Origin of the sequence: Proteus alimentorum, assembly GCF_002607735.1 — a bacterium.
GTDB classification, from domain to species: domain Bacteria; phylum Pseudomonadota; class Gammaproteobacteria; order Enterobacterales; family Enterobacteriaceae; genus Proteus; species Proteus alimentorum.
On record NZ_NBVR01000039.1, the window covers coordinates 166,557 to 192,328 of the forward strand.

Annotated in this window: 23 protein-coding genes and 1 pseudogene; 12 read left to right on the forward strand and 12 right to left on the reverse strand. The window is 37.9% G+C overall.

The window, feature by feature from the left end; genetic code table 11:
* Window positions 1-9: 9 nt before the first annotated feature.
* Window positions 10-468, reverse strand: a complete 459-nt coding sequence (locus B6258_RS15860; RefSeq protein ID WP_164996186.1) for a GNAT family N-acetyltransferase — start codon at window positions 466-468, stop codon at window positions 10-12.
* Between the two features lie 72 nt (window positions 469-540).
* Window positions 541-1,539, reverse strand: a complete 999-nt coding sequence (locus B6258_RS15865; protein WP_099076063.1) for a hypothetical protein — start codon at window positions 1,537-1,539, stop codon at window positions 541-543.
* 21 nt (window positions 1,540-1,560) lie between these two features.
* Between B6258_RS15865 and B6258_RS15870 the strand changes: the two genes are divergently transcribed.
* On the forward strand, window positions 1,561-1,977 hold the full coding sequence (locus B6258_RS15870) for a hypothetical protein (protein WP_099076064.1): 417 nt from the start codon (window positions 1,561-1,563) through the stop codon (window positions 1,975-1,977).
* 116 nt (window positions 1,978-2,093) lie between these two features.
* Here B6258_RS15870 and chbG read toward each other — a convergent pair whose 3' ends face one another.
* From chbG to B6258_RS15900, 6 genes are all read right to left on the reverse strand, one after another.
* A complete protein-coding gene (gene chbG, locus B6258_RS15875; RefSeq protein ID WP_099076065.1) occupies window positions 2,094-2,858 on the reverse strand; it encodes a chitin disaccharide deacetylase in 765 nt (254 codons plus the stop codon).
* Window positions 2,859-2,894: 36 nt separating this feature from the next.
* Window positions 2,895-4,250 (reverse strand): 6-phospho-beta-glucosidase, encoded by a 1,356-nt coding sequence (locus B6258_RS15880; protein WP_099076066.1) that lies wholly within the window; start codon window positions 4,248-4,250, stop codon window positions 2,895-2,897.
* 160 nt (window positions 4,251-4,410) lie between these two features.
* The gene (gene chbR / locus B6258_RS15885) at window positions 4,411-5,268 is read right to left on the reverse strand and encodes a transcriptional regulator ChbR (RefSeq protein ID WP_099076067.1); all 858 of its coding nucleotides are present in this window, start codon (window positions 5,266-5,268) and stop codon (window positions 4,411-4,413) included.
* Window position 5,269: 1 nt separating this feature from the next.
* The gene (chbA, locus tag B6258_RS15890; protein ID WP_099076147.1) at window positions 5,270-5,617 is read right to left on the reverse strand and encodes a PTS N,N'-diacetylchitobiose transporter subunit IIA; all 348 of its coding nucleotides are present in this window, start codon (window positions 5,615-5,617) and stop codon (window positions 5,270-5,272) included.
* A gap of 60 nt (window positions 5,618-5,677) precedes the next feature.
* Complete coding sequence (chbC, locus tag B6258_RS15895; RefSeq protein ID WP_099076068.1) at window positions 5,678-7,036, reverse strand: PTS N,N'-diacetylchitobiose transporter subunit IIC; 1,359 nt, start codon at window positions 7,034-7,036, stop codon at window positions 5,678-5,680.
* A 94-nt stretch (window positions 7,037-7,130) separates the two neighbouring features.
* Window positions 7,131-7,457 (reverse strand): PTS sugar transporter subunit IIB, encoded by a 327-nt coding sequence (locus B6258_RS15900; RefSeq protein WP_069369489.1) that lies wholly within the window; start codon window positions 7,455-7,457, stop codon window positions 7,131-7,133.
* Window positions 7,458-7,908: 451 nt separating this feature from the next.
* Between B6258_RS15900 and B6258_RS15905 the strand changes: the two genes are divergently transcribed.
* From B6258_RS15905 to B6258_RS15920, 4 genes are read left to right on the forward strand one after another with little or no spacing between them, the layout of a single operon-like run.
* The gene (locus B6258_RS15905) at window positions 7,909-8,868 is read left to right on the forward strand and encodes a siderophore ABC transporter substrate-binding protein (RefSeq protein WP_099076069.1); all 960 of its coding nucleotides are present in this window, start codon (window positions 7,909-7,911) and stop codon (window positions 8,866-8,868) included.
* Window positions 8,869-8,877: 9 nt separating this feature from the next.
* Window positions 8,878-9,840 (forward strand): ABC transporter permease, encoded by a 963-nt coding sequence (locus tag B6258_RS15910; protein WP_099076070.1) that lies wholly within the window; start codon window positions 8,878-8,880, stop codon window positions 9,838-9,840.
* Complete coding sequence (locus B6258_RS15915) at window positions 9,827-10,834, forward strand: iron chelate uptake ABC transporter family permease subunit (protein ID WP_099076071.1); 1,008 nt, start codon at window positions 9,827-9,829, stop codon at window positions 10,832-10,834. The genes B6258_RS15910 and B6258_RS15915 overlap by 14 nt, the downstream gene beginning before the upstream one ends.
* A gap of 1 nt (window position 10,835) precedes the next feature.
* Window positions 10,836-11,591 carry an iron ABC transporter ATP-binding protein gene (locus tag B6258_RS15920; protein WP_099076072.1) on the forward strand — a complete coding sequence of 252 codons (756 nt, stop codon included), beginning with the start codon at window positions 10,836-10,838 and terminating at the stop codon, window positions 11,589-11,591.
* Between the two features lie 81 nt (window positions 11,592-11,672).
* Here B6258_RS15920 and B6258_RS15925 read toward each other — a convergent pair whose 3' ends face one another.
* Window positions 11,673-12,227: a TetR/AcrR family transcriptional regulator gene (locus B6258_RS15925; RefSeq protein WP_099076073.1), complete on the reverse strand. Its 555-nt coding sequence runs from the start codon at window positions 12,225-12,227 to the stop codon at window positions 11,673-11,675.
* A gap of 83 nt (window positions 12,228-12,310) precedes the next feature.
* Here B6258_RS15925 and B6258_RS15930 point away from each other — a divergent pair, with 83 nt between their 5' ends.
* Window positions 12,311-13,810, forward strand: a complete 1,500-nt coding sequence (locus B6258_RS15930) for an MFS transporter (RefSeq protein ID WP_099076074.1) — start codon at window positions 12,311-12,313, stop codon at window positions 13,808-13,810.
* A gap of 69 nt (window positions 13,811-13,879) precedes the next feature.
* Here the strand turns inward: B6258_RS15930 and B6258_RS15935 are convergent, their stop codons facing one another.
* Entirely contained in the window at window positions 13,880-14,665 is a 786-nt protein-coding gene (locus B6258_RS15935; RefSeq protein WP_099076075.1) for an AraC family transcriptional regulator, read from the reverse strand.
* Between the two features lie 446 nt (window positions 14,666-15,111).
* On the opposite strand from B6258_RS15935, the gene B6258_RS15940 reads away from it, so the two are divergent.
* The 4 genes from B6258_RS15940 to dmsD all read left to right on the forward strand — a co-directional run bounded on the left by B6258_RS15940 (window position 15,112) and on the right by dmsD (window position 19,714).
* Window positions 15,112-17,532 (forward strand): DMSO/selenate family reductase complex A subunit, encoded by a 2,421-nt coding sequence (locus tag B6258_RS15940; RefSeq protein ID WP_099076076.1) that lies wholly within the window; start codon window positions 15,112-15,114, stop codon window positions 17,530-17,532.
* Window positions 17,529-18,170: a DMSO/selenate family reductase complex B subunit gene (locus B6258_RS15945; RefSeq protein ID WP_099076077.1), complete on the forward strand. Its 642-nt coding sequence runs from the start codon at window positions 17,529-17,531 to the stop codon at window positions 18,168-18,170. The genes B6258_RS15940 and B6258_RS15945 overlap by 4 nt, the downstream gene beginning before the upstream one ends.
* Window positions 18,167-19,066: a dimethyl sulfoxide reductase anchor subunit family protein gene (locus B6258_RS15950; protein ID WP_099076078.1), complete on the forward strand. Its 900-nt coding sequence runs from the start codon at window positions 18,167-18,169 to the stop codon at window positions 19,064-19,066. The genes B6258_RS15945 and B6258_RS15950 overlap by 4 nt, the downstream gene beginning before the upstream one ends.
* A gap of 78 nt (window positions 19,067-19,144) precedes the next feature.
* On the forward strand, window positions 19,145-19,714 hold the full coding sequence (dmsD, locus tag B6258_RS15955; protein ID WP_099076079.1) for a Tat proofreading chaperone DmsD: 570 nt from the start codon (window positions 19,145-19,147) through the stop codon (window positions 19,712-19,714).
* A 98-nt stretch (window positions 19,715-19,812) separates the two neighbouring features.
* Here dmsD and norR read toward each other — a convergent pair whose 3' ends face one another.
* Window positions 19,813-21,330 (reverse strand): nitric oxide reductase transcriptional regulator NorR, encoded by a 1,518-nt coding sequence (gene norR / locus B6258_RS15960; protein WP_099076080.1) that lies wholly within the window; start codon window positions 21,328-21,330, stop codon window positions 19,813-19,815.
* 190 nt (window positions 21,331-21,520) lie between these two features.
* Here norR and B6258_RS15965 point away from each other — a divergent pair.
* A pseudogene (locus tag B6258_RS15965) lies at window positions 21,521-22,196 on the forward strand (MBL fold metallo-hydrolase); the annotation flags it as partial.
* 200 nt (window positions 22,197-22,396) lie between these two features.
* On the opposite strand, the gene B6258_RS15975 reads toward B6258_RS15965, so the two are convergent.
* Window positions 22,397-24,604: an extracellular solute-binding protein gene (locus tag B6258_RS15975; RefSeq protein WP_099076082.1), complete on the reverse strand. Its 2,208-nt coding sequence runs from the start codon at window positions 24,602-24,604 to the stop codon at window positions 22,397-22,399.
* A 345-nt stretch (window positions 24,605-24,949) separates the two neighbouring features.
* Between B6258_RS15975 and B6258_RS15980 the strand changes: the two genes are divergently transcribed.
* Window positions 24,950-25,771, forward strand: coding sequence for an MBL fold metallo-hydrolase (locus B6258_RS15980; RefSeq protein WP_099076083.1), 822 nt, complete (start codon window positions 24,950-24,952; stop codon window positions 25,769-25,771).
* Window position 25,772 lies beyond the last annotated feature (1 nt).

Genomic DNA, 25,772 nt, shown 5'->3' on the forward strand with positions numbered 1-25,772 from the left:
TCCAAAAAATTATTCTAAATTAAAAAAATATTCTGTACTTTCTGGGCGATAAAACCCTTGTATTGACGACGTACATATAAAACCTTTTGATTTTAAAATAGGTGCTAATTCTATCAACTTTTCTTGTGCAACCGTAATAAGTACATCTGGTGAATCAAAGTATTGCAATGATAAATCGACCAATTGGCTACCTATCCCTTGCCCTTGATGAAATGGTGAAGTGTAAAGGGTGCAAATTTTATTCTCATCATGGCTTTTTTTCAGTAAAGCGATACCTAAGAGCGCAGTACCATTATGAGCAATAATAATTTTTCGCTGACTTTCATGAGATGGTTGATAAAATTTATATTGGAGCCAGTAATTAAAATTAGGATATAACGCAGATATGTCACTTAAAAAGTGGCTGATCTGTAACAGAGAGGCTTGGTGATCATACGAAAATAGAGAAGCATAATTGATACTTCGCATATAACTCTCCTTCTTCATATAAAAACCTATTATTAATGGATTAATTTTAATTATATATTAACTTACAAAAAATCAAGTAATAATATTCGTTAATACTGTTGCAAGTAAACTAGAAATAGTACCTAGAACTAGAATACATAATATAACAAACATAACTTCTTTTAATCCCACTTTTCGAGTCATAAACCTAGCAAAAGCTGAAAAATACTCTATGTTTTTCTCTGATTTTGTCTTCCAATGATAGATCAACATTTTTGTTTTGACCTGTGTATCTTTATTATAACAAAGATATGAATCCCACAGTTTATCTTCTAATATTCGACAGCGATCATAGGTTGTATGTCCTATTTTAAATTCTGAGGATTCATTTCTAATGAGGAAAAAATGAACTTTATTAATCTCTCTGCATGTCGCGACTTTTTCTCTAATTGTTTTCGGTAAATTACGCGATTCATTAACTCTAAAATCTACAACTTCGCTTTTTTCAAAATAATATGTTATTAATGAATCTTTTGATTTATACTCTCTTGAAATATTATCAATATCTTCTTTTTCTAGAATATACCTAAATCTTAAATACCAATTTTTTTCTTTATACTCTTCTGAACAATTGAATATTTTATTGGAGAATTTAATAATTGTTCCAACTTCGTCATCTTCACTATGCTCTTCAATTAACACTCTACCTTCTGATGTTCCATGTGATAAATTAGTAAAAAATACAATACCTTCGCTATCTTTTTGTTCTGAAAAAACAATGTATTTAGCACTACATTCTCTTATTGGTTTTATATTACTGACATCATTATTAAAAACAGCCGAGATTAATTTTTCACTTTCAACAACTTTATCCCCTAAAGTCGGAATATAGCTTTTTATATTGTACTTAAAAGGTAAGTAAACATTGATTGAATCGAAACATTTATTTTTCCCACTAATTAATACACCTATATCTAAATAATTTATTTTATCATCAGGAAGGTGCCAATAATTAAAATGTAGCTCTAAACCCAGAGTGTTAAACGCATTTTCACTTGAGTTTTCAACCCAAAAAGCTAAACTTTGTGTCATTTATAATCATTCCTGATCAAGATGAAAAAAATTATTATCAGTATCAAACCTAAGTATGTTCAAAAAATCTATAATGGCAATAAAGTTATAGAACTCCGTAAATCTGTCGGGTTAAGTTTTATACAACACAATAAAATGTATATTTATAGTTCATCGCCTAAAAAAGCGATCACGGGTCATGCTTATATCGATAAAATAGAACACGTTAGTAAGGATGAAATAAAACAGTATTATTTAGATAAAATTGCTATCTCAAACGATGAGTTAGAAAACTACCTTACTAATGGCAAAAAAGGAATAATGATTTGGTTAAAAAATATAGTTGAATACCAAAAACCGATCTCACTCGCAAAACTTAAAGAAACAGGCTTCACTGCACCACAATCTTATTGTTATGTTTCAGATGCACTTACATTATTACTTAATGAGAACACTTAAAAACAAAAATGCCTCTGCTTTATAAAAATAGAGGCAAATATAAAATAAATTATAATTTCCAAAAGACCCACACTAGGGAATAACACAGACATCTATTGCCTAAACGACATTCCGAATCATTTTATTAAATCTTGATACGTTCCTAACTGATATCCTCGTTCAATAATTGCTTGTTTTAACGTGATATCTGTTAATACCTCAAGCTCCGTTAAACGCTGAAAACAGTAACCACTTGCACGCAATGGATTATCGACAAAAGCAGGATGTGTCATCACTTCAATAGAATGCTCATGACGCGCTTTTGATTCATCAAGCACTTTTAAAAACAATGCTTGAGTAATTTCATTTCCATAAAATTGACTATCAAAACCATCACTACTTATCACACCTTGAGTATTAATCCCTTCTTTATGGGCTAGCGCTCTATCAACGCGCATTGGTAGCGATTTCTCTTTGGCAAACTCCGCCACAATAGGAAAAATTTGTTTAAACATATGCACATGATGGTGGCTATCAATATGGTCTGGCGCACAACCAAAGATCTCAATAAAACGCTGATATTGTGCGTTAAGCTCCACACGTATTTCATCAAGCGGTAAATTGCCCTCTTCAGCCATTTGCCATACCCATTTCCCGAGTACACCTTCACGCATTAAAGAAGGTAAAGGAGACAGCGGTTTACCCATCGTCAACGTAAAATGAAGCCCAATACCTAGTCCAGGCAACTCATGACGCAATTGTGCTGCGTGTTTAATTCCTTCAGCATTGACAAGTGCCGTTGTTGAGCTAACGACACCATGACGAAAACACTCTGCAATACCGTAGTTTTGGCCTTTACTCAGCCCGAAATCATCCGCATTCACAATTAATAAACCAGCCATTCTGTCTCCTTATTACTTATTTTTATCTACTGACAATTAATGAGAGGCTTTTTCTAACTCAGCAATTGCTTTAGCAAAATTAGGTAGATGTGCTTTATGTGCTAATAACATTTCACGCGTAAGCACTTCTGCATCTTTATCTGAAAGGACTAACGGTGTTAAGTTCATCGCTAATAAAGCATCATTTAATTCACCACTAATCGCCGCTTTACTGGCTGCAATTTCAAAGGCTTTGATGGTATGAATTAATCCCATTACTTTTTCATCAAAATGCGTTAAACGTGGGTGAGGTTTAGCGCCATCACGCCCTAAAATAGCGGTCACTTCAATTGACCAATCTGCTGGAATATTATCAATATGACCATGGTGAGGAATATTCACATAATGTTCAGCTTGTTTATCATTATAAATAGCATTAATCACTTCACAGGCTGCATCAGAATAATAAGCACCACCTCGCAATTCCAACTCTTTCGGTTTGATATTTAAATCAGGATCTTTATACAATTCAAACAGTTGCTTTTCGACTTTTTGTACTACTTTAGCGCGAGCACCCCCTTTATAGTATTCGCCCATTTCAATAGCTAACATCTCTTTTTGCTTGAAGTAATACAGTAAATAAGAGCATGGCAGCATATTAAGAGAGCGGATCAACCCTTCACTAAAGGGTAGGTCAAAAATATTTTTTACAGAGCCCGCGGTTAATGTGCCTGAAGCCACACCGTCTAACAATTCAGGGAAACGAGATTGACCATTTACAATAACGTCTTTAATAAACACCATGTGATTTAAGCCAAATAAATCAATGGAAAGTTCATCTTTATCTGTTAACTTAAGAACATCTGTAATAAACATCTTCATACCAATTGGAATATTACAAACGCCAATAAATTTCTTAAAATTGGTATGACGATAAACGGCTTCTGTTACCATACCTGCTGGATTCGTAAAGTTGATGATCCACGCATGAGGGCAAATTTCTTCAACATCCTTAATAATATCGAAAATAACCGGAATAGTGCGTAAGCCTTTAAATAACCCACCCGCACCATTGGTTTCTTGTCCTAAATAGCCATGGCTTAACGGAATAGATTCATCAAGCTCTCTGGCTTTCAATTGACCCACACGCAATTGTGTTGTGACAAAATCAGCCTCTTTTAATGCTTCACGGCGATTAAGTGTTTTATAAAGGGTTAAAGGAATACCCGCTTTTTTTATCATGCGTTGGCAAAGCTCAAAGATAATATCAAGCTTCTCTTTCCCTTCTTCAACATCTACTAACCATAATTCAGTGATAGGCAGTTCATGATAACGCTTAATAAAACCTTCTAATAATTCAGGCGTATAGCTGCTTCCACCACCAATGGTAACTACTTTTAATTTATGACTCATAAAATACTCCCATACAGCGTAATAGTGCTGTTATTTGTGTATTAATGACGAAATTAAGGCGTAAAGAGCCATGAAGAAAATAAGCTTATTTTCTTCTTTCTCTCTATTTTCAATAAAATTAATCTTTATTGTTGATTAATTTCTTTCGCTTAATAATGAATTAGTTTGTTTCTTTAATACTGTATAAATTTTTCCGATAACTATTTGGTGTCAGCGAAGTTATTTTCTTAAATGTCTTAATAAATAAACTTGGGCTGCTGTAACCCGCATCAAAAGCAATATCTGTTATCGAATAGTTTGTAATTTCCAATTGTTTTTTCGCAAAATTAATTCGAATATCATGAATAATTTGCATTGGTGTTTTATCGTAATAACGCCGAGTTGCTCGAGTTAAATATTCTTGTGATTTCCCTGATAACATCACCATATTAACCAGTGCATTTTCACCAAATTTTTGTTTATCATGCATCTCGCTTACAGTGTCTTTCAACCATAAGGGAATATCGTCTTGCGTTCTATTTTCTCGATGGTGTCGTAATCTATTCACCACATTGAAGGTGACAATTTCAATAAATTCATTAAATTCGGTATGACGGAAATTTAATGAACCAATAACGGATTCAATATAGGAAAGAAACTCATTTTTTAATTCATAAACTTGTGAAGCGATAAAATAAGAAGGCAATAACGAGAGGTAATGTTTATCAAAAAAGGCTTTACTAATTCCCACATTTAAAATGCGTGTTGCACCAAAATCATAAAAACTTTGATGATGAGAGCCTATGGGAATAAAAACAAAGTCACCCCGCTCTAATAAAACCTTTTTGCCATTAATCTCTTGATAATAGCGCCCTGTTAATACAATGGTGAATTCATAATAATCATGCTGATGCAATCCACTAACACTTTCTGTTTTATTATAAATAAAGACATGAAAGTTTTTGCCATTAAATAGCTGATCTTCATAGACCATGCGGATTTCGCTTGGTGCTCTCAATGACTCCACCACAGTATTCATCTTATTTTATCTTCTCATGTAACTCGATTAATTCTGTCACTAACTCTCTGGCTAACATTGATGTCATTAAATGATCTTGCGCGTGAACTAATACCAAACTGACTTTCGTTTTTCCTACACCTTGGTCATCGCCAATTAAACGAGTCTGTATTTTATGAGCTTCATTTAATGCTTCGCGAGATTGTTCCATCAATTTTCTCGCGCTTTCAAAATCACCTTCCTTGGCTTTCTTTAATGCGCCATAAGCCACACTACGAGCTTGGCCTGAGTTAATAATAAGCCCCATAATGATCTCTTCAAATTCATCATCGGTTGCACTGCTATCAACGGCATTTTCAATATCTAACATCATCTTTCCTCTTTGACACTAACAAGTGCAGAGAAGCCTCTGCACTTCTTTTTCTATGACTTAAAATTTCAACGCATTAGCAATATCTTCTTCACTTTCTTCTTTTTCAATTTCAGTTTGAGCTTTATTTGAAATAATCACAAAAGGAAGATAAATCAGTGTGGCAACACCCAAGTTAAACAGTGCTAATAACAGTGCTGCAATACTACCGTTGGTATTAAAGAAGGCACCGAGCCCAGTTGGCATTGTCCATGGTGCAATATTTGTCACTGGTGGGATTATCCCTAAGTAATAAGCAGTCACAGTAATAGCGGCAAGAATAGGCTGAATAAGAATAAATGGAATAAACATCACGGGGTTCATAATCACAGGCAGGCCAAAAATAATCGGTTCGTTAATTTGGAATAAACCTGCTGGTAATGCCAGTTTTGCCACTTGGCGATGATCGGCGCGACGAGATGCGATAAAGATTGCAATAATCAGTCCCAGTGTTGCCCCTGTACCCCCTAAGAAGATAAAGGAATCTAACATCGGTTTCGCCCAGAGATGGAACGTCTTACCTGCTGCCAATGCTGCTTCGACTGAACCGTATTCAGTATAAATTGAGACGTTCTCTAATGCCCAAGGTGTCATAATGCCACTATCAAGTGCTGCAAGTGCGAGCGAACCATGAATACCAAAGAACCACAGTAGCGAGGTGAAAATAACGTAAGCCCAACCTACCACAGAGCCCATTGATGCTAATGGTGTTGAGATAGAATCTAAAATAATTTGATGGAAGTTCGTTTCATACGTCGCTAATCCCCACGAAACAATCCCCATAACAGATAAGATAATAAAACCTGGAATTAATGCAGAGAATGAACGCGAAACAGATGCTGGTACGCTATCGGGTAAACGGATAACCCAGTTACGACGGACAATAAAGGTAAACATTTCAGCCACAACAAGACCAATAATGATACCTGAAATAATATTTGCCCCACCTAACCAATTAGCACCTACAGCATAAGCACCACCTGCGTTATAAGGTGTTACTGTCATAAAGGCCGCAATAGAAAGTAAACCTGCCGCAATCGGGTCAACTTTACGCTCTTCTGCTAATGCCATTCCGATAAAGAACGGTGCCATCAACGACATTATACCCAATGTACCATTATAGACATTCCCCCCAATGGCTTTAAAACCATTGAGCGTTTCTATTGTTGATGCATCAAGGCGGATACCTAAAGAATAAAAGAAGGAGCCATCACCAAAACTAAGAAAGACGTTATTGATAAGGACAAACATTGCCCCTGCAAGGGTTAGTGGCATTAAACGAATAAAACCATTTTTAATCGCATTAACGTGAGGTTGCTTTCCAATTTTAACCGCAAAAGGAAGGAGTACCTTTTCAAGTGAACCAATAAACTTACTCATAGAAAAATACCCTTAAAATGCCGCTAACTGCTCGGCTTGCTGAAAAATTCGCTCTTTGACTGGAATAGAAATAATAAAAAAATAAAAAATAAAATTAATTTGTGGTTGCAGATGCTTTTTTGATAGAGGCAACAGCGGCTTTTAACACACCTAAGCCATCTACTTTTCCGTATAACAAAGAATCGATCACTTCGACCGGTTTATTAGGGAGTAATTTTTGGATATCAGGCAACATCCAACTAATTTGTGGACCAAGTAAAATCAGATCCGCATCCTGTCCTTTTTGTGCAGCTAAAGTTTCAGGAAATGCTTCAATGACCACAGGCACTTCATATTTTTCTGCTTGTGCTCGCATTTTGGTCACTAAAAGAGATGTTGACATGCCAGCAGAACAAAATAAGTAAATATATTTCTTTTGCATAAAACCCTCTTGAGTTGGCAACGATTACCCTAGAGATAACAAGGCGTTCTCTTGTGCATTCATTACTGTGTCAGTACAGAAACCGAAGTAAGATTAAAATAAGGATTGTTTCTGCTTGAATGAAGTATACGCAATGATACTAGTTAACGATATTTCTTATAGGTTAAGAATTGTCTCTCCTTGACCTACTCTTTTGACACTCTTCACAAATTGAGCAAATAATCTTAAGAGTTCTTTCACGTCACGAAATTTGTTCTTTATTTTCCTTTGATGATCTCTCACAAAATTTCACCATTTTAGTCAAGTTAATCCTTTATTATTATGAGAATGTGAATTAGTATCATTACTCTTTATGTTTTTGATGGTATTATCGTCTTTTTTGTGGATCGACATTTAAGCCACTGCTGTAAAGATCCGTGTTATTTCGTGTTGCAACAATATGGGAAAGAGAATGTTTAAAAAGTCATTAAGCCCACTGTTTTTACTGCTTTCTTCACTTGTTATCGCAGGTTGTGATAACGCTCAAGACACATCAACAGCACAATCAGCAGAGAAACAAACTCTCACGATTGAACATTTTCAAGGGACAACTGAAATCCCTGCACACCCACAAAAAGTGGTTGTGATGAATATGGAAACCCTCGATATTATTGATGCATTAGGTGTTTCTATTGTTGGTCTTCCACAAACGAATGTTCATTTACCAAAATTTTTAGAGAAGTACACCAACCCGAACGACTATATCAATGAAGGTGCATTATTTGAGCCGAACTATGAAAAGCTCAGCACAACAGCGCCTGATTTAATTTTAAGTGGTAGCCGTGCTCGTGATGCGTATTCAAAATTAAGTGAAATTGCACCGGCGATTTCAATGGATATTGACCCTAAACGTTTTGTCGAAAGCCTTGCTGAACGCACAACAACATTAGGTCAAATTTTTGGCAAAGAAGAACAAGCCCAAAAACTATTGGCTGATTTTAATAACAAAATTGATACCGTAAAAACCAAAACACCAGATGCAGGTAAAGCAATGGTCGTTTTAGTCAGTGGCGGTAAAATTTCTGCTTATGGCCCAGGCTCTCGCTTTGGCTTTATCTATGATGTATTAGGTTTTGAACCCGCTTATGTTTTTGATAGCCCAGGCTCACACGGCAACATCGTTAACTCTGAATTACTGTTAAAACTTAACCCAGACTGGATGTTTGTTATTGACCGTGACGCAGCAATTGGTCGTGAAGATTCACAACCTGCGCAACAAGTCCTTGATAATGCACTGGTCAGAAAAGTAAATGCTTGGAATAAAGACCAAGTTATCTATCTTGATGCAAGTTCTATTTATATCTCCGGCGGGATCCAAACTTACTCTCGCTTAATGGATACAATTAATCAGGCATTGGATCAAAAAAAATAAAATAACTGAATGAAAACGTTCCATTTATCATTGGGGATAGGGGTTATCGCTATCCTCTCAATGATCAGTCTATTTGTCGGTGCAGGAGATATTACTCCTGCTTCGCTTTTTTCTGATCCCGATATGCGTGATATCTTCTTTATCAGCCGAGTTCCAAGAACCCTATCATTATTACTCGCCGGTGGTGCCATTAGTGTTGCAGGTTTAATCATGCAACTGCTTACTCAAAACCGCTTCGTTGAACCTTCTCTTGCAGGAACAACACAATCTGCAAGTCTTGGATTATTAGTCGTCATGCTGCTCTTTCCTGCAGCTAGCATCTTTACCAAAATGATGGTCGCAACGGTTTTTGCCCTTCTGGGTACGTTGTTGTTTATGTTGCTTTTGCAAAGGATCACGTTAAAAACAACACTGATAGTTCCTTTAGTCGGCATTATGCTCAGTGCCGTTATTGGCGCACTCACCATCTTCTTAGCGGTGTATTTCGATTTACTACAATCATTAGATGCATGGACAAGTGGCGATTTCTCAAGTGTGCTACAAGGCCGTTACGAGCTGTTATGGCTTGTCGGTGCGCTAGCAATCATGGCGTGTTGGGTTGCAGATAGCTTTACTGTTGCCGGAATGGGGCGAGAATTCTCCATTAACGTGGGGCTGAATTACCGCAAGGTCATGATAATAGGATTATCGATTATCGCGCTTATCAGTGGTGTTGTGGTTTCTGTTGTTGGTGCATTGCCTTTCCTTGGTTTGATTGTGCCCAATCTGGTGAGCTTAGTGATGGGGGATAATGTTCGCAAAACTATCCCTTGGGTTTGCTTAAGTGGTGGTGCGATTGTTTTACTGTGTGATGTGATTGGTCGCCTTATTCGCTACCCATTTGAAATTCCTGCCAGCGTGATTTTAGGCGCTGTAGGTGCCATTATTTTCCTTTTCTTACTACTAAAGCAGCAACGTTATGCAAAAAGTTAATTCATCCATAATTAGCAAATGTACTGGCGCTGTCGAACATAAGAAAATGCGCCTCTCACCTATGTCTCGTATCTGGTTATTATTAGGGGCATCGTTATTATCTATTGTGTTATTTATGACGATAAACCTAAACGGCAATATCTCTTATATTCTGACTCACCGTGCTTACATTATTCTGACGATGATTGTCGTGGCTTTTGCCGCAGGTGTTTCCACAATATTGTTTCAAACTATCGCGAATAACCGTATTTTGACCCCTTCCCTAATGGGGTTAGAAGCCCTATTTGTGTTGCTACAAACCGTGTTTGTCTTCTTTGAAGGGGATATGCCGGCCTCGTGGATGCTGAACCTCTCAAAGTTCTTCTTAGAATCGACATTACTCGTGCTATTTTCCGTTGTACTCTACCGCTGGCTGTTTAGCTCTGTACGCTTTAACATTAATTTAGTCCTAATGATTGGGATTATTTTAGGCACGCTATTTCGTAGTTCAGCTACGTTATTACAACGTTTGATGGACCCTAATGAGTTTTCCATCTTACAAGGCCGCATGTTTGCCACCTTCACTCGTGCCACGCCTGATCTTATCTTTTGTGCCTTAGCCATTATTGTGGTTGTTGGTGTTTTACTTTGGCGTATGCGTTATAGCTTTGATGTCATGGCATTAGGACAAGCAAATGCCATTAACCTCGGTATCAATTACCGCAAACAGACCACTTATATTCTGTTGCTGATTTCTGTTTTGGTTGCAGTTTCTACCGCTTTAGTTGGCCCGTTAACCTTCTTGGGTTTAATTGTCGCTAACCTTGCTTATCATATCAGTGGCAGTAGCCAACACCGTTTCTTGATGCCCGTAGCCTTCCTACTGGGTACGATTGCCTTAATCGGTGGGCAACTGGTTTTAGAATATGGCTTAAAAATGACAGGAACACTCTCTGTTGTGATTGAGTTTGTTGGTGGGATGTTCTTTATCTATTTGGTGTTAAGAAGACTTTAATATGATTGAAATCAGCAAAATATCAAAACGTTATCAAGACACAACTGTTCTCGATAATATTACAACAACTATTCAACGTGGCGGTATTACTTCGATCATAGGCCCTAATGGCGCAGGTAAATCCACACTACTTTCTGTTATTGGGCGTTTATTACTTCCTGAAAGTGGCATGGTGAGCGTTAATGGTATGAATGTTGCTGCAACTGATAGTGATGTTCTTGCTAAAAATCTCTCAATATTGCGCCAAGAAAACCAATTTGTTAGTCGTTTAACCGTAGAAGAGCTAGTCGGTTTTGGGCGCTATCCTTACAGCAAAGGGCGTTTGACGCTCGATGATAAAAAAGTGATTGATGAGTCATTAGCCTTTTTAAATTTGACAGAATTTCGTCACCGTTATCTCGATGAATTGTCTGGTGGACAACGTCAACGCACTTATGTGGCAATGGTACTCTGCCAAGACACAGAATATGTCATGCTGGATGAACCACTCAATAATCTGGATATGAAGCATGCAGTAATCATGATGAAACTCCTGCGAAAAGCTGCCGATGAGCTAGGAAAAACCATTATTATCGTTATTCATGATATCAATTTTGCTTCGGTCTATTCAGACTATATTTTAGCCATGCGTAATGGGCAGTTGTATTATCATGGCTCACCCAAAGAGATCATGAAAGCAGATATTATCGAAGATATTTTTGACACTCCCGTTGACGTTAAAGAGCTCGATAATAAACTGATTGCAATGTATTACTAATTACAATGTATGACTAATTCCATTTAGCCCTATTATCTTCAATAAAAAGCATGTTGTTTTTATTATTAACAATATGCTTTTTTATTGTCTTTTTTCTTGTTGAAGCAACTCTGAATCAATATCTTCAAAGATAGATTGCCATTCGTTATCATCAATATCCATTAATCCAAAATAACGCAGTAAAAAGGTGCCTTCTGTCGCTAAAAATGCCAATCGTGCCCGTTTTCCAACTTCTGTTGTCGCATCTACACCAACTAATCGTTGCTGATACCACTCTTTTGTACTTTGCAGATATTCAGGCGTTTGTAGCAATGCCGCCATCAAACTCGCCCCTTTAGCAAAAGAGACTTTGTCATGATTATGAGTGGCATGAATATGTGCAGTGACTCGATTTTCAGGTGAGTTATCGTTTTCAACGATTTTTTTAAATTGCGTTTCATAACTGCCTTCCCAGTGTTCAAACATGGCATCTATCATCGCCTCTTTGCTGCTAAAGCAATATTGAACGCCTCCTTTTGAGATCCCCATTTTTTTCGCCACGGTATCAATCGTCAGAGCTGCAGCGCCTTGTTCCATGACGATGTCAAAAATGGCTTCGAGTAGCTTTTCTCTATCAATCGTTCTTTGCCGTCCCATAAAAACCTCTTTTCAATACGACCGTATGGATTTATATTATAGCCGCTAGTAAAAATAATACTCATAAAATAACTGAGATTTATATGATAAAAGATTATAAGCGTTGGATAATATTACTTTTGGTATCTAGCATGCTGTTTCTCATTGTTGTTGATGTAACTGTGCTTTATACCGCATTACCACGTTTAACCCATGACTTAAATGCAACTGCTTCAGAAAAACTTTGGATAATGAATGCTTATCCATTAATTGTTGCCGGATTATTACCTGCGGCAGGTATGCTCACAGACAGAATGGGTCATAAAACATTATTTATTAGTGGGTTACCACTATTTGCGCTCGCTTCATTATGTGCAGCATTTTCACCCTCAGCTACCGCTTTAATTGCTTCTCGTGGTTTTTTAGCCGTAGGCGCTGCAATGAGTATGCCAGCAACACTATCAATAGTGCGCCAAGTCTTTAGCAACCCACAAGAACGCGCTATTGCGATTGGCATTTGGTCTGCAGTTGCTTCTGGCGGTGCAGCTTTAGGGCCTTTAATTGGGGGTATTTTATTAAATAATTTTTGGTGGGGCTCTGTCTTTTTAATTAACGTCCCCATTGTTCTTTTTGTATTACCGTTTTCTATTTGGCTTATTCCTAAGTTTTCAGGACATGGTGACCATAAGATTGATTATTTAAGCTCAATACTCATTTTAGTGGGTTTGATCAGCGCCATTTTTACCCTAAAAGAGATAGGAAAACCTTATACACAATGGAATGAAGCAACGATCGCCCTCATTATTGCCGTCGTCTTTCTCACGCTATTTACTCTACGTCAACGTAAACAGACTCACCCGATGATTGACTTTAGACTCTTTAAAAACCGCTTTTTTAGTATCGGTATTTTAATGGCTGTACTTTCTATGGTGATCATTGTAGGCATTGAATTATTGCTTAGCCAGCGTTTACAGCTTGTTGCGGGTTTTACTCCACTTAATGCAGCGCTGGTCATTTTACCCATTCCTATTGGCTCTGTACTTGCTTCTCTATTGGCCGGTTATTTCTTGGTGCGTTTAGGTGAAGTTCGTCTAATTATTACCGGATTTATGCTGACTTTAGTGGGAAATCTGTGGTTAATTGCCGTTTATCAAACAACATCGCCAATGGTATTAATCGGTAGCTTATTCTTAATCGGCTTTGGTTTAGGTATTATTTTTACCACAGCATCCACCTCTATTATGTTGAGTGTCGCAGATAGGCAAGCGGGAATGGCGGCATCAATTGAAGATGTGGCTTATGAGCTAGGCAGCGTGATTGGTGTGACATTTATGGGCAGTTTAATGAGTACGGTGTACACCTTAAAATTGATGTTACCTGACTCATTAACAATTGATGATGCGGTATATGACAGTTTAGATGAGGCTCTTATTGTGGTAGAAAAATTACCAAATGACGTGGCGTCTCTTGTGATATCCCAAGCAAATATCGCCTTTGAAAATGCTTTTTTTGTCGTGCTAACTGCAACCGCAATTATTACAGCACTTAGCTTAGTGATCCTACCTTATTGTTTACGGAATATCGTACGGACAAAAGTGGCTTAAATTGTGAAGTAATTTCTGCAAAATAAACGCGTCTAAATGGCGCGTTTTTAATAACAATAGGGTACTCAACTAAAACCGATCAATATCCAATGCATCCATACTAAAATGAGAAGGTGATTGCCCCATCTGTTTTTTAAACATTGTTGAGAATGAGCCAGCACTGTTATACCCCAAATCAAAGGCAATTTCCGTAATACCGCGCCCTGATAAGATCCGTGTTAATGAATTTAATAAACAGACTTGTTGTCGCCATTGTGAAAATGACATTCCTGTTTGCTGACGAAAAAATCGGCTAAAAGAGCGCTCACTTTTATGTAATTTATCTGCCCACTGTTGCGGCAAAGAATCTATTTTAGGATTACGGATAAAATCACGACATAATTTAGCTAATTTACTGTCTTGTGGAATAGGCGCAAAAAACGGTAATGGTTTTGCTTTCGCTAATTCACATAGGATTAACTGCATTAAAAGACCATCTCGCCCTTTTTTATCATATTCAGCAGGGACATCCACAGCTTCAAGTAACAACTGACGAAAGAGAGGAGAAACACTTAACACTTCACACTGTTTACTGTGACGAGGAGCAGCAGAAGGCTCGATATAGAGGCTTCGCGTACTCACATCTAACATACGCGTTTCATGCCCAGTTTCCGGCGGGATCCACACACCACAAGAGGGTGGAATAACCCACTCACCATCATCGGTACTCACTTCAATTAAGCCTGTGGCGGGGTATAAAAATTGGGCTCGACGATGTTGATGCGTTTCTAATAACGTATTGGGCAAATAGTCTGTACCCAGCGCAATAACATCTCGGTCAAGTGAATCAACGCTTTTTAAAGGTACATTTCTCACAATTTAGGTCACTCTCTTTTTATTTTCGTCCTTTTAATATAGCAGTTATCCCACACTCTACACACTGGCAAATAATGACCTATATAATTAAAATCGTTATATATTTATATAAACAACGAAAATACCTTATATGAAATTTCAACCTTATTGATATCTATTTAACAAACCCTATTAACAATCAAAAAACGAGCTTTTAACACCCCTCGTAAATAGGCTGAAATTCGAATGTCATTGTCTGGTTTTAGAATGTTGGCAAAAGATTAATCAACTACTATCCCTCTCGCAGAGGTTATTTCGAGCATTCTGCAATTATCTATGCATTCAATAATAATGCAGCGGATACCAGACATTCCCTTTATTCATAGCCTAGAAAAATCACGCACATTCTTTATATCAAGTATCGGGTATATCGGGATCCGCCTATTATGTTTAAGGTAGAGTTCATTATGAGCAATCAGTCCGATCACGATAGTGATACAAAGAGCATTCTCAACGATGTTAGCCGCCGTCACTTTATTCAAGCGAGCTCAGCATTAGTCACCCTTCCTTTTCTCGCATCAAACGCTTTTGCTGCGACAACAGATAACGCTATCCCAGTAAAATCAATAATAAGCGAAGAGGATGAGCGCGTTGTTTCAACGTGTAGTAGCTTTGACTGTGGTGGTAAATGTGACATTCGTGCCCATGTAAAAGATGGCAAAGTCACCCGTATTAGCACACGCCCAGATGCTGATTTAGATGAAGAGATGCCCATTATGCGTGCCTGTGTACGAGGCCGTGGTTATCGTAAATTTGTCTATCATCCAGACCGTTTAAAATACCCAATGAAACGCGTTGGAAAACGTGGCGAAGGCAAATTTGAGCGTATCACTTGGGAAGAAGCAACCACACTTATTGCACAAAACATGCAGCGTATTAACCAGCAATATGGCCCCGCATCTCGTTTTGTCAGCTTAAGTACGGGTGTCACTGGCGGTATTTTCTCAGGTGCGAATATGTTACGTCGCCTGTTTAATATCACAGGTGGTTTTCTGGAAAACTATCACTCTGTCAGTAACGGTAATACACTGGCGGTCACCCCTTATACTTATGGTACCGCAGCCAGCGGTAGTACACTCGACACGTTAGAAAATACCCCTCTTGTGATTTTATGGGGTCATAACCCTAACGAAACTATTTTTGGCCATTCAAACCATTTCTTCCAAAAAATGAAGAAAAACGGCACTAAATTTATTGTTGTTGATCCCCGTTATTCTGATACCGCCTCTTCTTTAGCTGATCAATGGATCCCGTTACTGCCAACAACAGATAATGCCATGATGGATGCGATGATGTATGTCATCATAAGTGAAAACCTGCATGATCAAGCTTTTATCGATAAATACACGGTTGGTTTTGATGAACACCAAATGCCAGAAGGTGTGGGTGAAAATGAATCTTTAGTTGCCTATTTAATGGGTAAAAAAGATGGTATTAAGAAAACCCCTGAATGGGCAGAAACCATCACTAAAGTACCCGCAGATACTATTAAACAATTAGCTCGTGAATATGCATCGACAAAACCGGCAGCATTAATGCAAGGCTGGGGTCCTCAGCGCCATATTTGTGGTGAACGGACGGCGCGTGGTGCAACATTACTTGCGACTATCACGGGCAATGTGGGTGTGCGTGGTGGTTGGGCTGCAGGTTATGGTATGGCATTAAACTCTGAACTGCGTAAAACCATCGCAGGGCCAAGCCTATTAACCAACCCTGTAAAAGCGAAAATCAATATCACCAACTGGGTACAAGCCTGTGAAGATAAAAATCTAGTCACACCACAGAATGGGTTACTGAATGCAGAGAAACTTGATACTGAAATCAAGATGATTTTCTCCATGGCGGGTAACTACATGACAAACCAAAATACCGATATTCTTCATGCCGCGAAAGTCCTTGAAGATGAATCGAAAGTAGAATTTATTGTTTGTAGTGATCTCTATCTGACACCAAGTGCAAAATACGCCGATATTTTACTGCCAGAAACCAGCTTCTTAGAACGCTGGAACATCGGTGGTACATGGAGTTATGGCGACTACATTATTCTTTCTGAAAAAGTGATTGAGCCTGAATTTGAACGTCGTACTGACTACGATTGGTTATGTGAAGTTGCCAATAAATTAGGCGTAGGTGAACAATTTAGCGAAGGTAAAGAGACTGACCGCGATTGGATTGAATATTTAGTCGATGACGCAAGTGTTAAACGCCCGGAAGACGGTATTCCAACCTTTAAAGAGCTATTAGTTAAACGCCGTCATTTATTAAAACATCGTCCTCATACTCAAAATGTGGCGTTTGAGAAAAATATCCAAGATATCGAGAACAACCCATTCCCAACACCGTCAGGTAAAATTGAGATTTTCTCTAAACGCTTATATGACATGAATAATGTCGATATTCCTGCACTCTCTCATTACGTACCCGCTATTGAGGGTCCTGAAGATACGTTAACAGATAAATTCCCGTTACAACTTATCACATGGAAAGGGCGTAATCGCGCAAATTCAACGCAGTTTGCCAACCCTTGGTTGCAAGAAGTACAACGCCAAGAACTCTGGTTAAACCCATTAGATGCCCAAGATAGAAACATCAAAGAGGGCGAGAAAGTCAAAGTGTATAACGATCGTGGGATCACGATGGTTCCCGTCAAATTAACACAACGAATTATGCCTGGTGTCGTCGCCTTGCAAGCAGGTGCTTGGTGGCAACCTGATGCAAAAGGTATAGATCAAGGTGGATGTGCCAACGTATTAACATCATCTCGTAGCACCGCAATGGCACACGGCAATGCTCACCAAACATTATTGGTCGAGGTAGCAAAAGCATGAGCAAATTTATCGTTTATCCCGCTGTGAGCAACAAACAGTTAGGATTTTATATCGACAGCGCTCGCTGTTCAGGTTGTAAGGCGTGTCAGGTTGCCTGTAAAGATAAAAACAACCTTGATGTCGGACGCAAATTTCGTCGTGTCTATGAAATCACGGGCGGTGGTTATACCCGTAATCCTAAAGGCGCACTGGTCAATAATGTCTTTGCTTACACGTTATCTATTTCTTGTAACCATTGTGACGATCCTATTTGCGTTAAAAACTGCCCAACCACAGCAATGCATAAGCGTGAAGGTGACGGCATTGTGATGGTAGATACAGACAAATGCGTCGGTTGTGGTGCTTGTGCGTGGTCTTGCCCTTATGGCGCGCCACAAATGAACCCAGAAACCAAACAGATGTCAAAATGCGACTTTTGTATTGATTTACAGCAAAAAGGTGAACAACCAGTTTGTGTCGCCACTTGCCCGCTAGGTGCAATCCAATTTGGCCCTATTGATGAACTACGTAAACGCTATGGTGATTTAGATTATGTCACAGGTTTACCTTCCCCTGAAATAACGCATCCCAACCTTGTTATTAACCCACATCAGGGTGCAAACAATGACGGAATTAATAATAAGGGAGAAAGAAAATGAATGAATGGTCATTATTAATCTTCACATTTATGATGAATGCGACCATTGGTCTTGCGCTAACAACAGGGCTTTTTGCTCGTCGCCTTTCTCATTATCTCAATGCTGAAAGCTACTATCGCTTTATGCTATTGGCCTTATTTGTTATTTGCGGATTGGCGGGTTTAGGCTCTATTGCCTCAATCACTCACTTAGGTGTGCCATTAAATGCCCCTAATGCGATTAGAAATGTTTTTTCTGCTTGGCTAAGTCGTGAAGTTGCCGTCACCGCTATTTTTGTTGGCTGTCTAGGCGTAACTTTTTTATGGCTCTGGCGCACTCGCAAACTCTCAATGCTGTTATTAAGTACCAGTATTCTGATTGGGCTATTTGATATTTACTGCATGGCATCAATTTATCGCCATACCTCCATTTTGACATGGATGGATCCAAACACTTACGTGATGTTCTTCGGGGCAATGTTTACGCTTGGTGTGGCTATTTTCTTTTTGCTGATCAAAGTATTACAACGCGTAGGAATTAAGTTAGGTATTGAAATACCTCAAACCTCTTTCCCAATACGCTGGAAGTGGCAATTATGGGGAATAATGGCATTTAGCTTAATGGGGCGATTACTGTATCAACCTTTTTATGAGCAATACTTAACGAGCACGTTATATAGCCAAAAATCGGTGACATTCCCGTTATCACCTATCCAAGTCTATTACTCCATGGGTTCATTACGGACTACATGCTGGATATTAGCAACCTTTGCAGTATTAGCTTGTGGCTATAGTTTAGTGAAATTCCTAGCGCCTAAAAATCAAGATAAATCAACTGAGTCTATTTTTGCACTTGGCTGTGTTATCGCCATTATCGCTGACTTTATGCTGCGCTATGTTTTCTACTCAATTCACTAATTGTGATTGAGCATATTGTTGAAATAATAAAAAACAAACCTCATTGATTGGGGTTTGTTTAAGGAAGTATCAAAAATTATGAGCAGGCTCTCTTATTATGCGGCTGCATTTAATTTATTGGGAATTTGTTATTTATTCCCCCCTGATGATGACACCAATAAAACTGCACTCAACTTTTTTAAAACTGGGGATTTTGCAGCACAGTGGCCTTGTAAAATTGAAAACCGTCTGTGTGAGCGTTTAATTGATTCCGTTTCTATCGATACAGAGCAATTAAAAACCCAATGGCAAAATCTTTTTGTTGGCCCTAATGCGTTACCTGCCCCTCCTTGGGGTTCGGTCTATTTAGATCCTGAAGGTTTATTACAAGGGGATTCTACCCTTGCTCTGAGTGAATTTTTAAAACGGGAACGTTTAAAAGTAAACACGCCTTTTCCTGAGCCTGTTGATCATATCGGTTTGATGTTATTTCAAGCGGCAGTATTGGCATCGGAAAAAAGAGAAGACGCGGTTAATGAATTATTATCCCTTCATTTGACCACATGGCTACCTCACTATTTAAATAAATTAAAAATGAGTGGGTATAGCCAATTTTATAGCACGTTAACAGAACTGGTAACTATCACGGTGAACGCATTCAGAAAATAGAAATTTATTAACAACTTATCATCCTAACATAATTATTTAAGGTAATTTGGACCACGCACCCAAATTACCTTTTTCATTTAGAATATTTCTTTTTAAGATTATGATAATTTTAATCCTAAGCGTTTAGTTAAACGACGTAGGTTAGCAGGATCAAGTGATAATTCTCGCGCGGTTGCCGCCCAATTTTGGTTATTACGTAGCAATGCTTGTTTAATTAAATCTCGCTGAAACTCATCCGTTGCCTCTTTTAAATTTTTTTCTTCAGAAGGTAACATTTGAGAACTAGAGTGAGCTGGATTTTCGGCCCCCAAAGCAAAATGGCTAACTTGTAGAATAAGGCTATCAGTTTTATTTCCGGCTCTTGCTAAAACAATTGCTCGGTGAATAGTATGTTCTAACTCACGCACATTACCCGGCCAAGAATAGTGCAATAAATAAAGACGTAATTCAGAACTAATAATCACTTGAGTAAGGTTAAAACGTTGACGATATTGCTCACAAAAATAACCCACTAAGAGCAAAATATCTTCGTCTCTTTCTCGTAATGGTGGAACATGCAAAGAAAAGATGCTTAACCGATGGAAAAGATCGGCGCGAAAATTCCCCGCCAAGACGTCTTCCCATAAATCACGATTTGTTGCTGCTAATACACGCACATTAACGCGTAAATTACGATCATCACCAATCCGTTGAATATCGCCATACTGCAAGACACGCAGTAGTTTAGCTTGGAGTGATAATGATAACTCACCTATTTCATCAAGAAATAAAGTGCCATTATCTGCCATTTCAAATTTACCACTACGATGACTAATTGCGCCGGTAAAAGCCCCTTTCACATACCCAAATAATTCACTTTCCGCCACGCTCTCAGGAAGTGCAGCACAATTTAAATAGACTAACGGATTATCTGCACGATCAGACATTTCATGAATGGCTTTTACCACCAGCTCTTTACCGGTTCCAGTTTCGCCACTCACTAAAATATTCATCTCTGCGGGTGCAACAATTTCTATCTCTTTTTTCAGTTGCATCATCGAAGGCGATAAACCAATAATTTCTGTTTTTACTGTGGGCTTAAACGTATTAGTTGGCGTAAATAACATATTTTGATTTTCGAGCTGCTCAATCAATAACGCATTATTTAATGCCCCAGAAATTAATGCAGCAATTAAACGTAATTCTTCATCACTAAAGGTATCAAACTGATGAGGGTTCACTCCATCAAGCGTTAACGTACCAATTAAATCTTGTCCCGCAAATAATGGTAATCCGACACAAGCATGCACTTTTAAATGTTCTCTATCTGGAATAAGCCCATCATAAGGATCAGGTAAATCACTGTCTGCAGGGAAGCGAACCACATCGCCTGCTCGCGCTATCGTTTCAAGACGAGGATGCCCTTCAAGTAAAAACCGACGCCCTAAAACATCCGGTACAAGACCATCTATGGCTAATGGAATAAACTGATGAGGCTCATAACGAAGCAACGCTGCTGCATCACAATTTAGCACTTGTCGAAGCGTAGTCACCAGCCGCTGAAACCTATCTTGATGACCGACATCTTTTTGTAATTCAATGGCAATTTTAGCCAGCACATCAACGGAAAAGCCCATAAAAACACCTCATAGTCATTATGACTGTTATTATGGTCATTTTGACATGATAAAGATAGTCATATTGACAATATTCAAATCACCACAAAAATAAAAATCATTTAAAAACAACGAGATAAAAATCATCACGCTTCTTGATTATATCAATACATATCCCTATGAAAAGATTAATGAGAAGGAACAATACAAAATGGCTATTCATGTTAAAAATAATGTTAATTGGGTTGGACAACGTGACTGGGAAGTTCGTGATTTTCATGGCACTGAATACAAAACATTATTAGGCAGTAGCTATAACAGTTATCTAATATGTGAAGAAAAGAACGTCCTGATTGATACGGTTGATCATAAATTTAGCCGCGAATTTGTGCAAAACTTACGCGCTCAAATTAATCTGGAACAGATTGATTACATTATTATTAATCATGCAGAAGAAGATCACGCTGGCGCACTCACTGAGCTGATGTCTTTTATTCCTAATACCCCAATTTACTGCACAGCAAACGCGATTGACTCAATCAATGGTCATCACCATCACCCTGAATGCAATTTTATTTAGTCACGATGCCTTTGGTCAGCACTATTGTGATGAACGCTTATTTAACGATAAAGTTGACCAAACAGAGCTGTTTGAGCAATGCCAACGTTATTACGCCAATATCTTGACGCCATTTAGTCGCCTTGTCACACCGAAGATTAATGTCATTTTAGGCTTCAATTTACCTGTCGATATGATTGCCACGTCTCACAGCGTGGTATGGCGTGACAATCCAACGCAACTCGTTGAATTATATCTAAAATAGGCAGCGGACTATCAAGAAGATCACATCACAATTTTCTGTGTCTCGTTCACCTTTAGTTCGAGAAAAAATAGATGTCACTTTTAGATTTCCGAGGAAAAGAACCGCGGGATTTTCATGAGGAGTTGTGATACAAAAATCATTATGAGTATGATCAATAGTAACTAAATTATTAGATATATCAATAACAAACCCCACAAAAACGCCCTAAAAGAAGACACCTTTTTAATCTCGTACCTTTGTTATCTCTATTAATAAAAACTGATTCACCGCTCACCTTGAGTATCTATCAACAAACGCTGATTTATATATTCGATAGTCTCGTCTATCGTCATAATATTATTAACGACATTAGTGATCCCTTGTCCGATAATAATTTCGGCTTGGCGTAAATTAAATAACTTACCATTCGGTACCGAAGATTCGCGTATTCCCTTATTAATTTCTTGATAAGCCAATGTCATCCATGGATAACGATGGCTAATCTCTTGGTTATGGCTGAAATTTTGATGATTACTGTTTCCACCTAATAAAATAAGGTGATCCATAACCATTGGGGAATAAAGCCAACGATAAAATTGCTCTGCATATTGTGATTTTTGGCTATACCGCGAAACGCCTAATACACCACCGCCTAATTGTGGAATACTTCCGGGAACAGGTGCAAAACCCGTTTTAGGCAAAATATTGCTATGAGCAACATCGTTAAATAAATTCATATAAGCGATCAGCATAGCAAGATGCCCTTGCTCAAATTGCCTAACCGACTCACTCCACCACTTATTATGAATATTCTCAGTGATCGACAGCTGTTTTAAATATTCTTCTAATATTTCACCCGCTAAAGGCATTTCTAATCTAGGAATATTATGACTTCCTATTAAACACCCACCTTTGGCGTAATAACGCAATAGATACTCTGTTGCAATCAACCCAGCACTGCCCAATGTTGTTGAAGCGCCCATAGGGCAACTTAATTGCCCTTCCTCATGTTGCTCAGTAAAAAACTGCGTCACATTATCGTATTCTTCAAATGTTGTCGGTACGGTTAACTCGTTACCAGTTTTTTCGTAATACATTCTTTTTAGAATAGGATCTTCAAATAAGTCTTTTCGATAAAACAGGAGTTGCGCACTGGCATCAAAAGGCATGGCATAAGCAACATTATTCACTAAACTAAATTTCTGCTGAGTAGGCAGTGAAAAATTATTTAATAAGTCCGTTAGCCCATTACCGATCTTATCTAATGGCCGTAATATTCTTTCCGCAAACCAAGGAAAACAGGCCATATCAATACGTAATAAATCATAATAGGGATGCAAATGTAACTGACTTAAAATTTGATAAACTTCATCGTAAGGATGTATCGCTAAATTAACTTTAATCCCTGTTTGACGATAAAAATGAGGCAGTAGTTTTTTTAATGCACTCGTTGAAGGGCTAGGCAAAATCAGTAAATTAAGACTGATCTCTGCTTTATCCTCACTGATAACGGCGGGTGTTAAAGTATAAAGATGGTCACTTTGATTACGTACACAAGTTACATTAATTTCAGTTATTTCACTTTCATCCTCTACTTGCATTAATGCATCCATGACTTCTAATCCAAGTTGAGCGTAATTCATTGGAAAGTAATACAACCCTTTTAATACAGGTGGAATATTATCGCTCAATGCAAAAATAGGTGGGCAATCATTATGACTACCGAAATAACTCGCTTGCGTTAAATAACGTGCTTTCTCTATATCCTGAGCAATAAATATGTCTGGGATTTGCTCTAGAGAAAAGAAATCAAACGCAATTTTATAACTCTCTTCATCTGATGCACAAAGCACCACGTTTTTTTTATTGGGGGCATTTTTTAAAAGTCGATTTTGTAATTCATTGGCAAAGTTTTGATTATTTAAATAATCGCGACTCCCCATAAAAATGCCCACTAATTTACCTGTGGTGTTTGCAATCTGTTGGCAAATAGCTTCTGCTGCTTGAGCAAAATCGAGTGTAAAAAATCTGTGAGTATTCAGTGGCTGGCGATAAACAAATGCAACTTGAGAAGGTGGTAATTTTAACGTGTCAAAATAGATATTTGCATCTTTGAGACAGCTAACAGTGATCACTTGTTTATAACCACCCGCAGCAATTTTCTGTAATACCTCTAATTCTGTGGTTTCAAGATCGTCGGTTAAAAACAGATCGTAAGTGACCTCAGGGAAGTGAGCAATAGACTGCCTTAATGAATTAAAGAAAACTGCATATTTTTCAGAAACTAATTGAGGTAAAAGTATCGCAATTTTATGGCTTTTATTGGTTCTTAACAGTTGAGCCTGTGTATTCAATTGATAGCCCATTTTTTTGGCCGCTTGATACACAGCTTCAATTTTCTCAACACTGACATTTCCACGTTTATTCAATACGTTAGAAACCGTTCCATGAGAGACACCTGCTAGCTTTGCAATATCTTTAATCGTTGCCATTGACCTTTTTCCATCTCAATTTCTGCTTTTACTAGCATACCTGAATTATTTATCGCGACTACTGCTAATTAATTTGAACGTTCCATTTTTAAACTGTTGATAAAACAAACGCTTTTTACTTATCGCAAATAAATAATTATCAATATCAATTAAAAATTATTACTATAATAATCAATAATATAATAAATTTAATTTGAAAGAGATCACTGATCTGATCTTCATTTATTGGCAAACAATCCTCATCATTTTATTATTGGAACGTTCAAATTAATCTATATCTTATAGATAGCCAACACCAGATAATTAATAAAATCATAATAAAACAATAGGATAAGGGGATTTCTTATGAAACTTCATTTTTTAGGGACGGCAGCCTCAGAAGGCATACCTAATCCCTTCTGCCGTTGTGAACACTGTCTGAAAGCAAGAGAACTCGGTGGGAAAGATATCAGGACTCACTCTTCTGCCATTGTCGATGACATTATGTTAATCGACGTATCGCCTACATTTAGTTACCAGTTAATGCGTGATGGAATGGATGCTACCCATTTTGAAAGCCTTCTATTCACTCATACGCATCCTGATCATTTCAATGTTGGCGATCTGTTTAGCCGAATGGAAGGTTATGGTTTTGAAATTAACCATCCCCTTCATATTTTTGGTAATGATCGCGCCATTAATGGTTGTATCGAAGTTTTACCCGGTTACAGCAAAGAGCGTTTTGCTTTTCACTGCTTAATTCCTTTTGTTACTGTCGAAAGAAATGGTTATAAAATTACGCCATTACTCGCTAATCATGCAAAATGGGAACTTTGCTATGTTTATCATATTGAGAAAGATGGCAAGGTTATTTTCTATGGCCATGACTCTGGTTGGTTCCCTGAATTAACGTGGAAATGGTTAGAAAACAAACCACTTGATATCGTTGTTTTTGAATGTACTTACGGACTCAATGGTAAAGATCGTACTGATAATCATATGAGCCTAGAAACCGTATTTGCAGCGAAAGAAAAACTGCAACAGCAAGGTTGTTTACATCAAGATACACAAATTGCCGTTTCGCATATTTCACATAGTGGCAAATTACTTCACCACGAATTAGAAGCCGTTTGTGCTCCTCACAATATCCGCGTTGCCTACGACGGATTAACATTAGAAACAAATTAAG

Coding starts and splice junctions, on each gene's coding strand:
- B6258_RS15930 (WP_099076074.1), top strand. CDS start 12,311: ATGATAAAAGATTATAAGCGTTGGATAATATTACTTTTGGTATCTAGC.
- chbA (WP_099076147.1), bottom strand. CDS start 5,617: ATGTTAGATATTGAAAATGCCGTTGATAGCAGTGCAACCGATGATGAA.
- norR (WP_099076080.1), bottom strand. CDS start 21,330: ATGGGCTTTTCCGTTGATGTGCTGGCTAAAATTGCCATTGAATTACAA.
- B6258_RS15915 (WP_099076071.1), top strand. CDS start 9,827: ATGCAAAAAGTTAATTCATCCATAATTAGCAAATGTACTGGCGCTGTC.
- B6258_RS15925 (WP_099076073.1), bottom strand. CDS start 12,227: ATGGGACGGCAAAGAACGATTGATAGAGAAAAGCTACTCGAAGCCATT.
- B6258_RS15900 (WP_069369489.1), bottom strand. CDS start 7,457: ATGCAAAAGAAATATATTTACTTATTTTGTTCTGCTGGCATGTCAACA.
- B6258_RS15980 (WP_099076083.1), top strand. CDS start 24,950: ATGAAACTTCATTTTTTAGGGACGGCAGCCTCAGAAGGCATACCTAAT.
- B6258_RS15945 (WP_099076077.1), top strand. CDS start 17,529: ATGAGCAAATTTATCGTTTATCCCGCTGTGAGCAACAAACAGTTAGGA.
- chbR (WP_099076067.1), bottom strand. CDS start 5,268: ATGAATACTGTGGTGGAGTCATTGAGAGCACCAAGCGAAATCCGCATG.
- B6258_RS15940 (WP_099076076.1), top strand. CDS start 15,112: ATGAGCAATCAGTCCGATCACGATAGTGATACAAAGAGCATTCTCAAC.
- B6258_RS15880 (WP_099076066.1), bottom strand. CDS start 4,250: ATGAGTCATAAATTAAAAGTAGTTACCATTGGTGGTGGAAGCAGCTAT.
- B6258_RS15950 (WP_099076078.1), top strand. CDS start 18,167: ATGAATGAATGGTCATTATTAATCTTCACATTTATGATGAATGCGACC.
- chbG (WP_099076065.1), bottom strand. CDS start 2,858: ATGGCTGGTTTATTAATTGTGAATGCGGATGATTTCGGGCTGAGTAAA.
- B6258_RS15870 (WP_099076064.1), top strand. CDS start 1,561: ATGAAAAAAATTATTATCAGTATCAAACCTAAGTATGTTCAAAAAATC.
- chbC (WP_099076068.1), bottom strand. CDS start 7,036: ATGAGTAAGTTTATTGGTTCACTTGAAAAGGTACTCCTTCCTTTTGCG.
- B6258_RS15905 (WP_099076069.1), top strand. CDS start 7,909: ATGTTTAAAAAGTCATTAAGCCCACTGTTTTTACTGCTTTCTTCACTT.
- dmsD (WP_099076079.1), top strand. CDS start 19,145: ATGAGCAGGCTCTCTTATTATGCGGCTGCATTTAATTTATTGGGAATT.
- B6258_RS15920 (WP_099076072.1), top strand. CDS start 10,836: ATGATTGAAATCAGCAAAATATCAAAACGTTATCAAGACACAACTGTT.
- B6258_RS15860 (WP_164996186.1), bottom strand. CDS start 468: ATGCGAAGTATCAATTATGCTTCTCTATTTTCGTATGATCACCAAGCC.
- B6258_RS15975 (WP_099076082.1), bottom strand. CDS start 24,604: ATGGCAACGATTAAAGATATTGCAAAGCTAGCAGGTGTCTCTCATGGA.
- B6258_RS15910 (WP_099076070.1), top strand. CDS start 8,878: ATGAAAACGTTCCATTTATCATTGGGGATAGGGGTTATCGCTATCCTC.
- B6258_RS15865 (WP_099076063.1), bottom strand. CDS start 1,539: ATGACACAAAGTTTAGCTTTTTGGGTTGAAAACTCAAGTGAAAATGCG.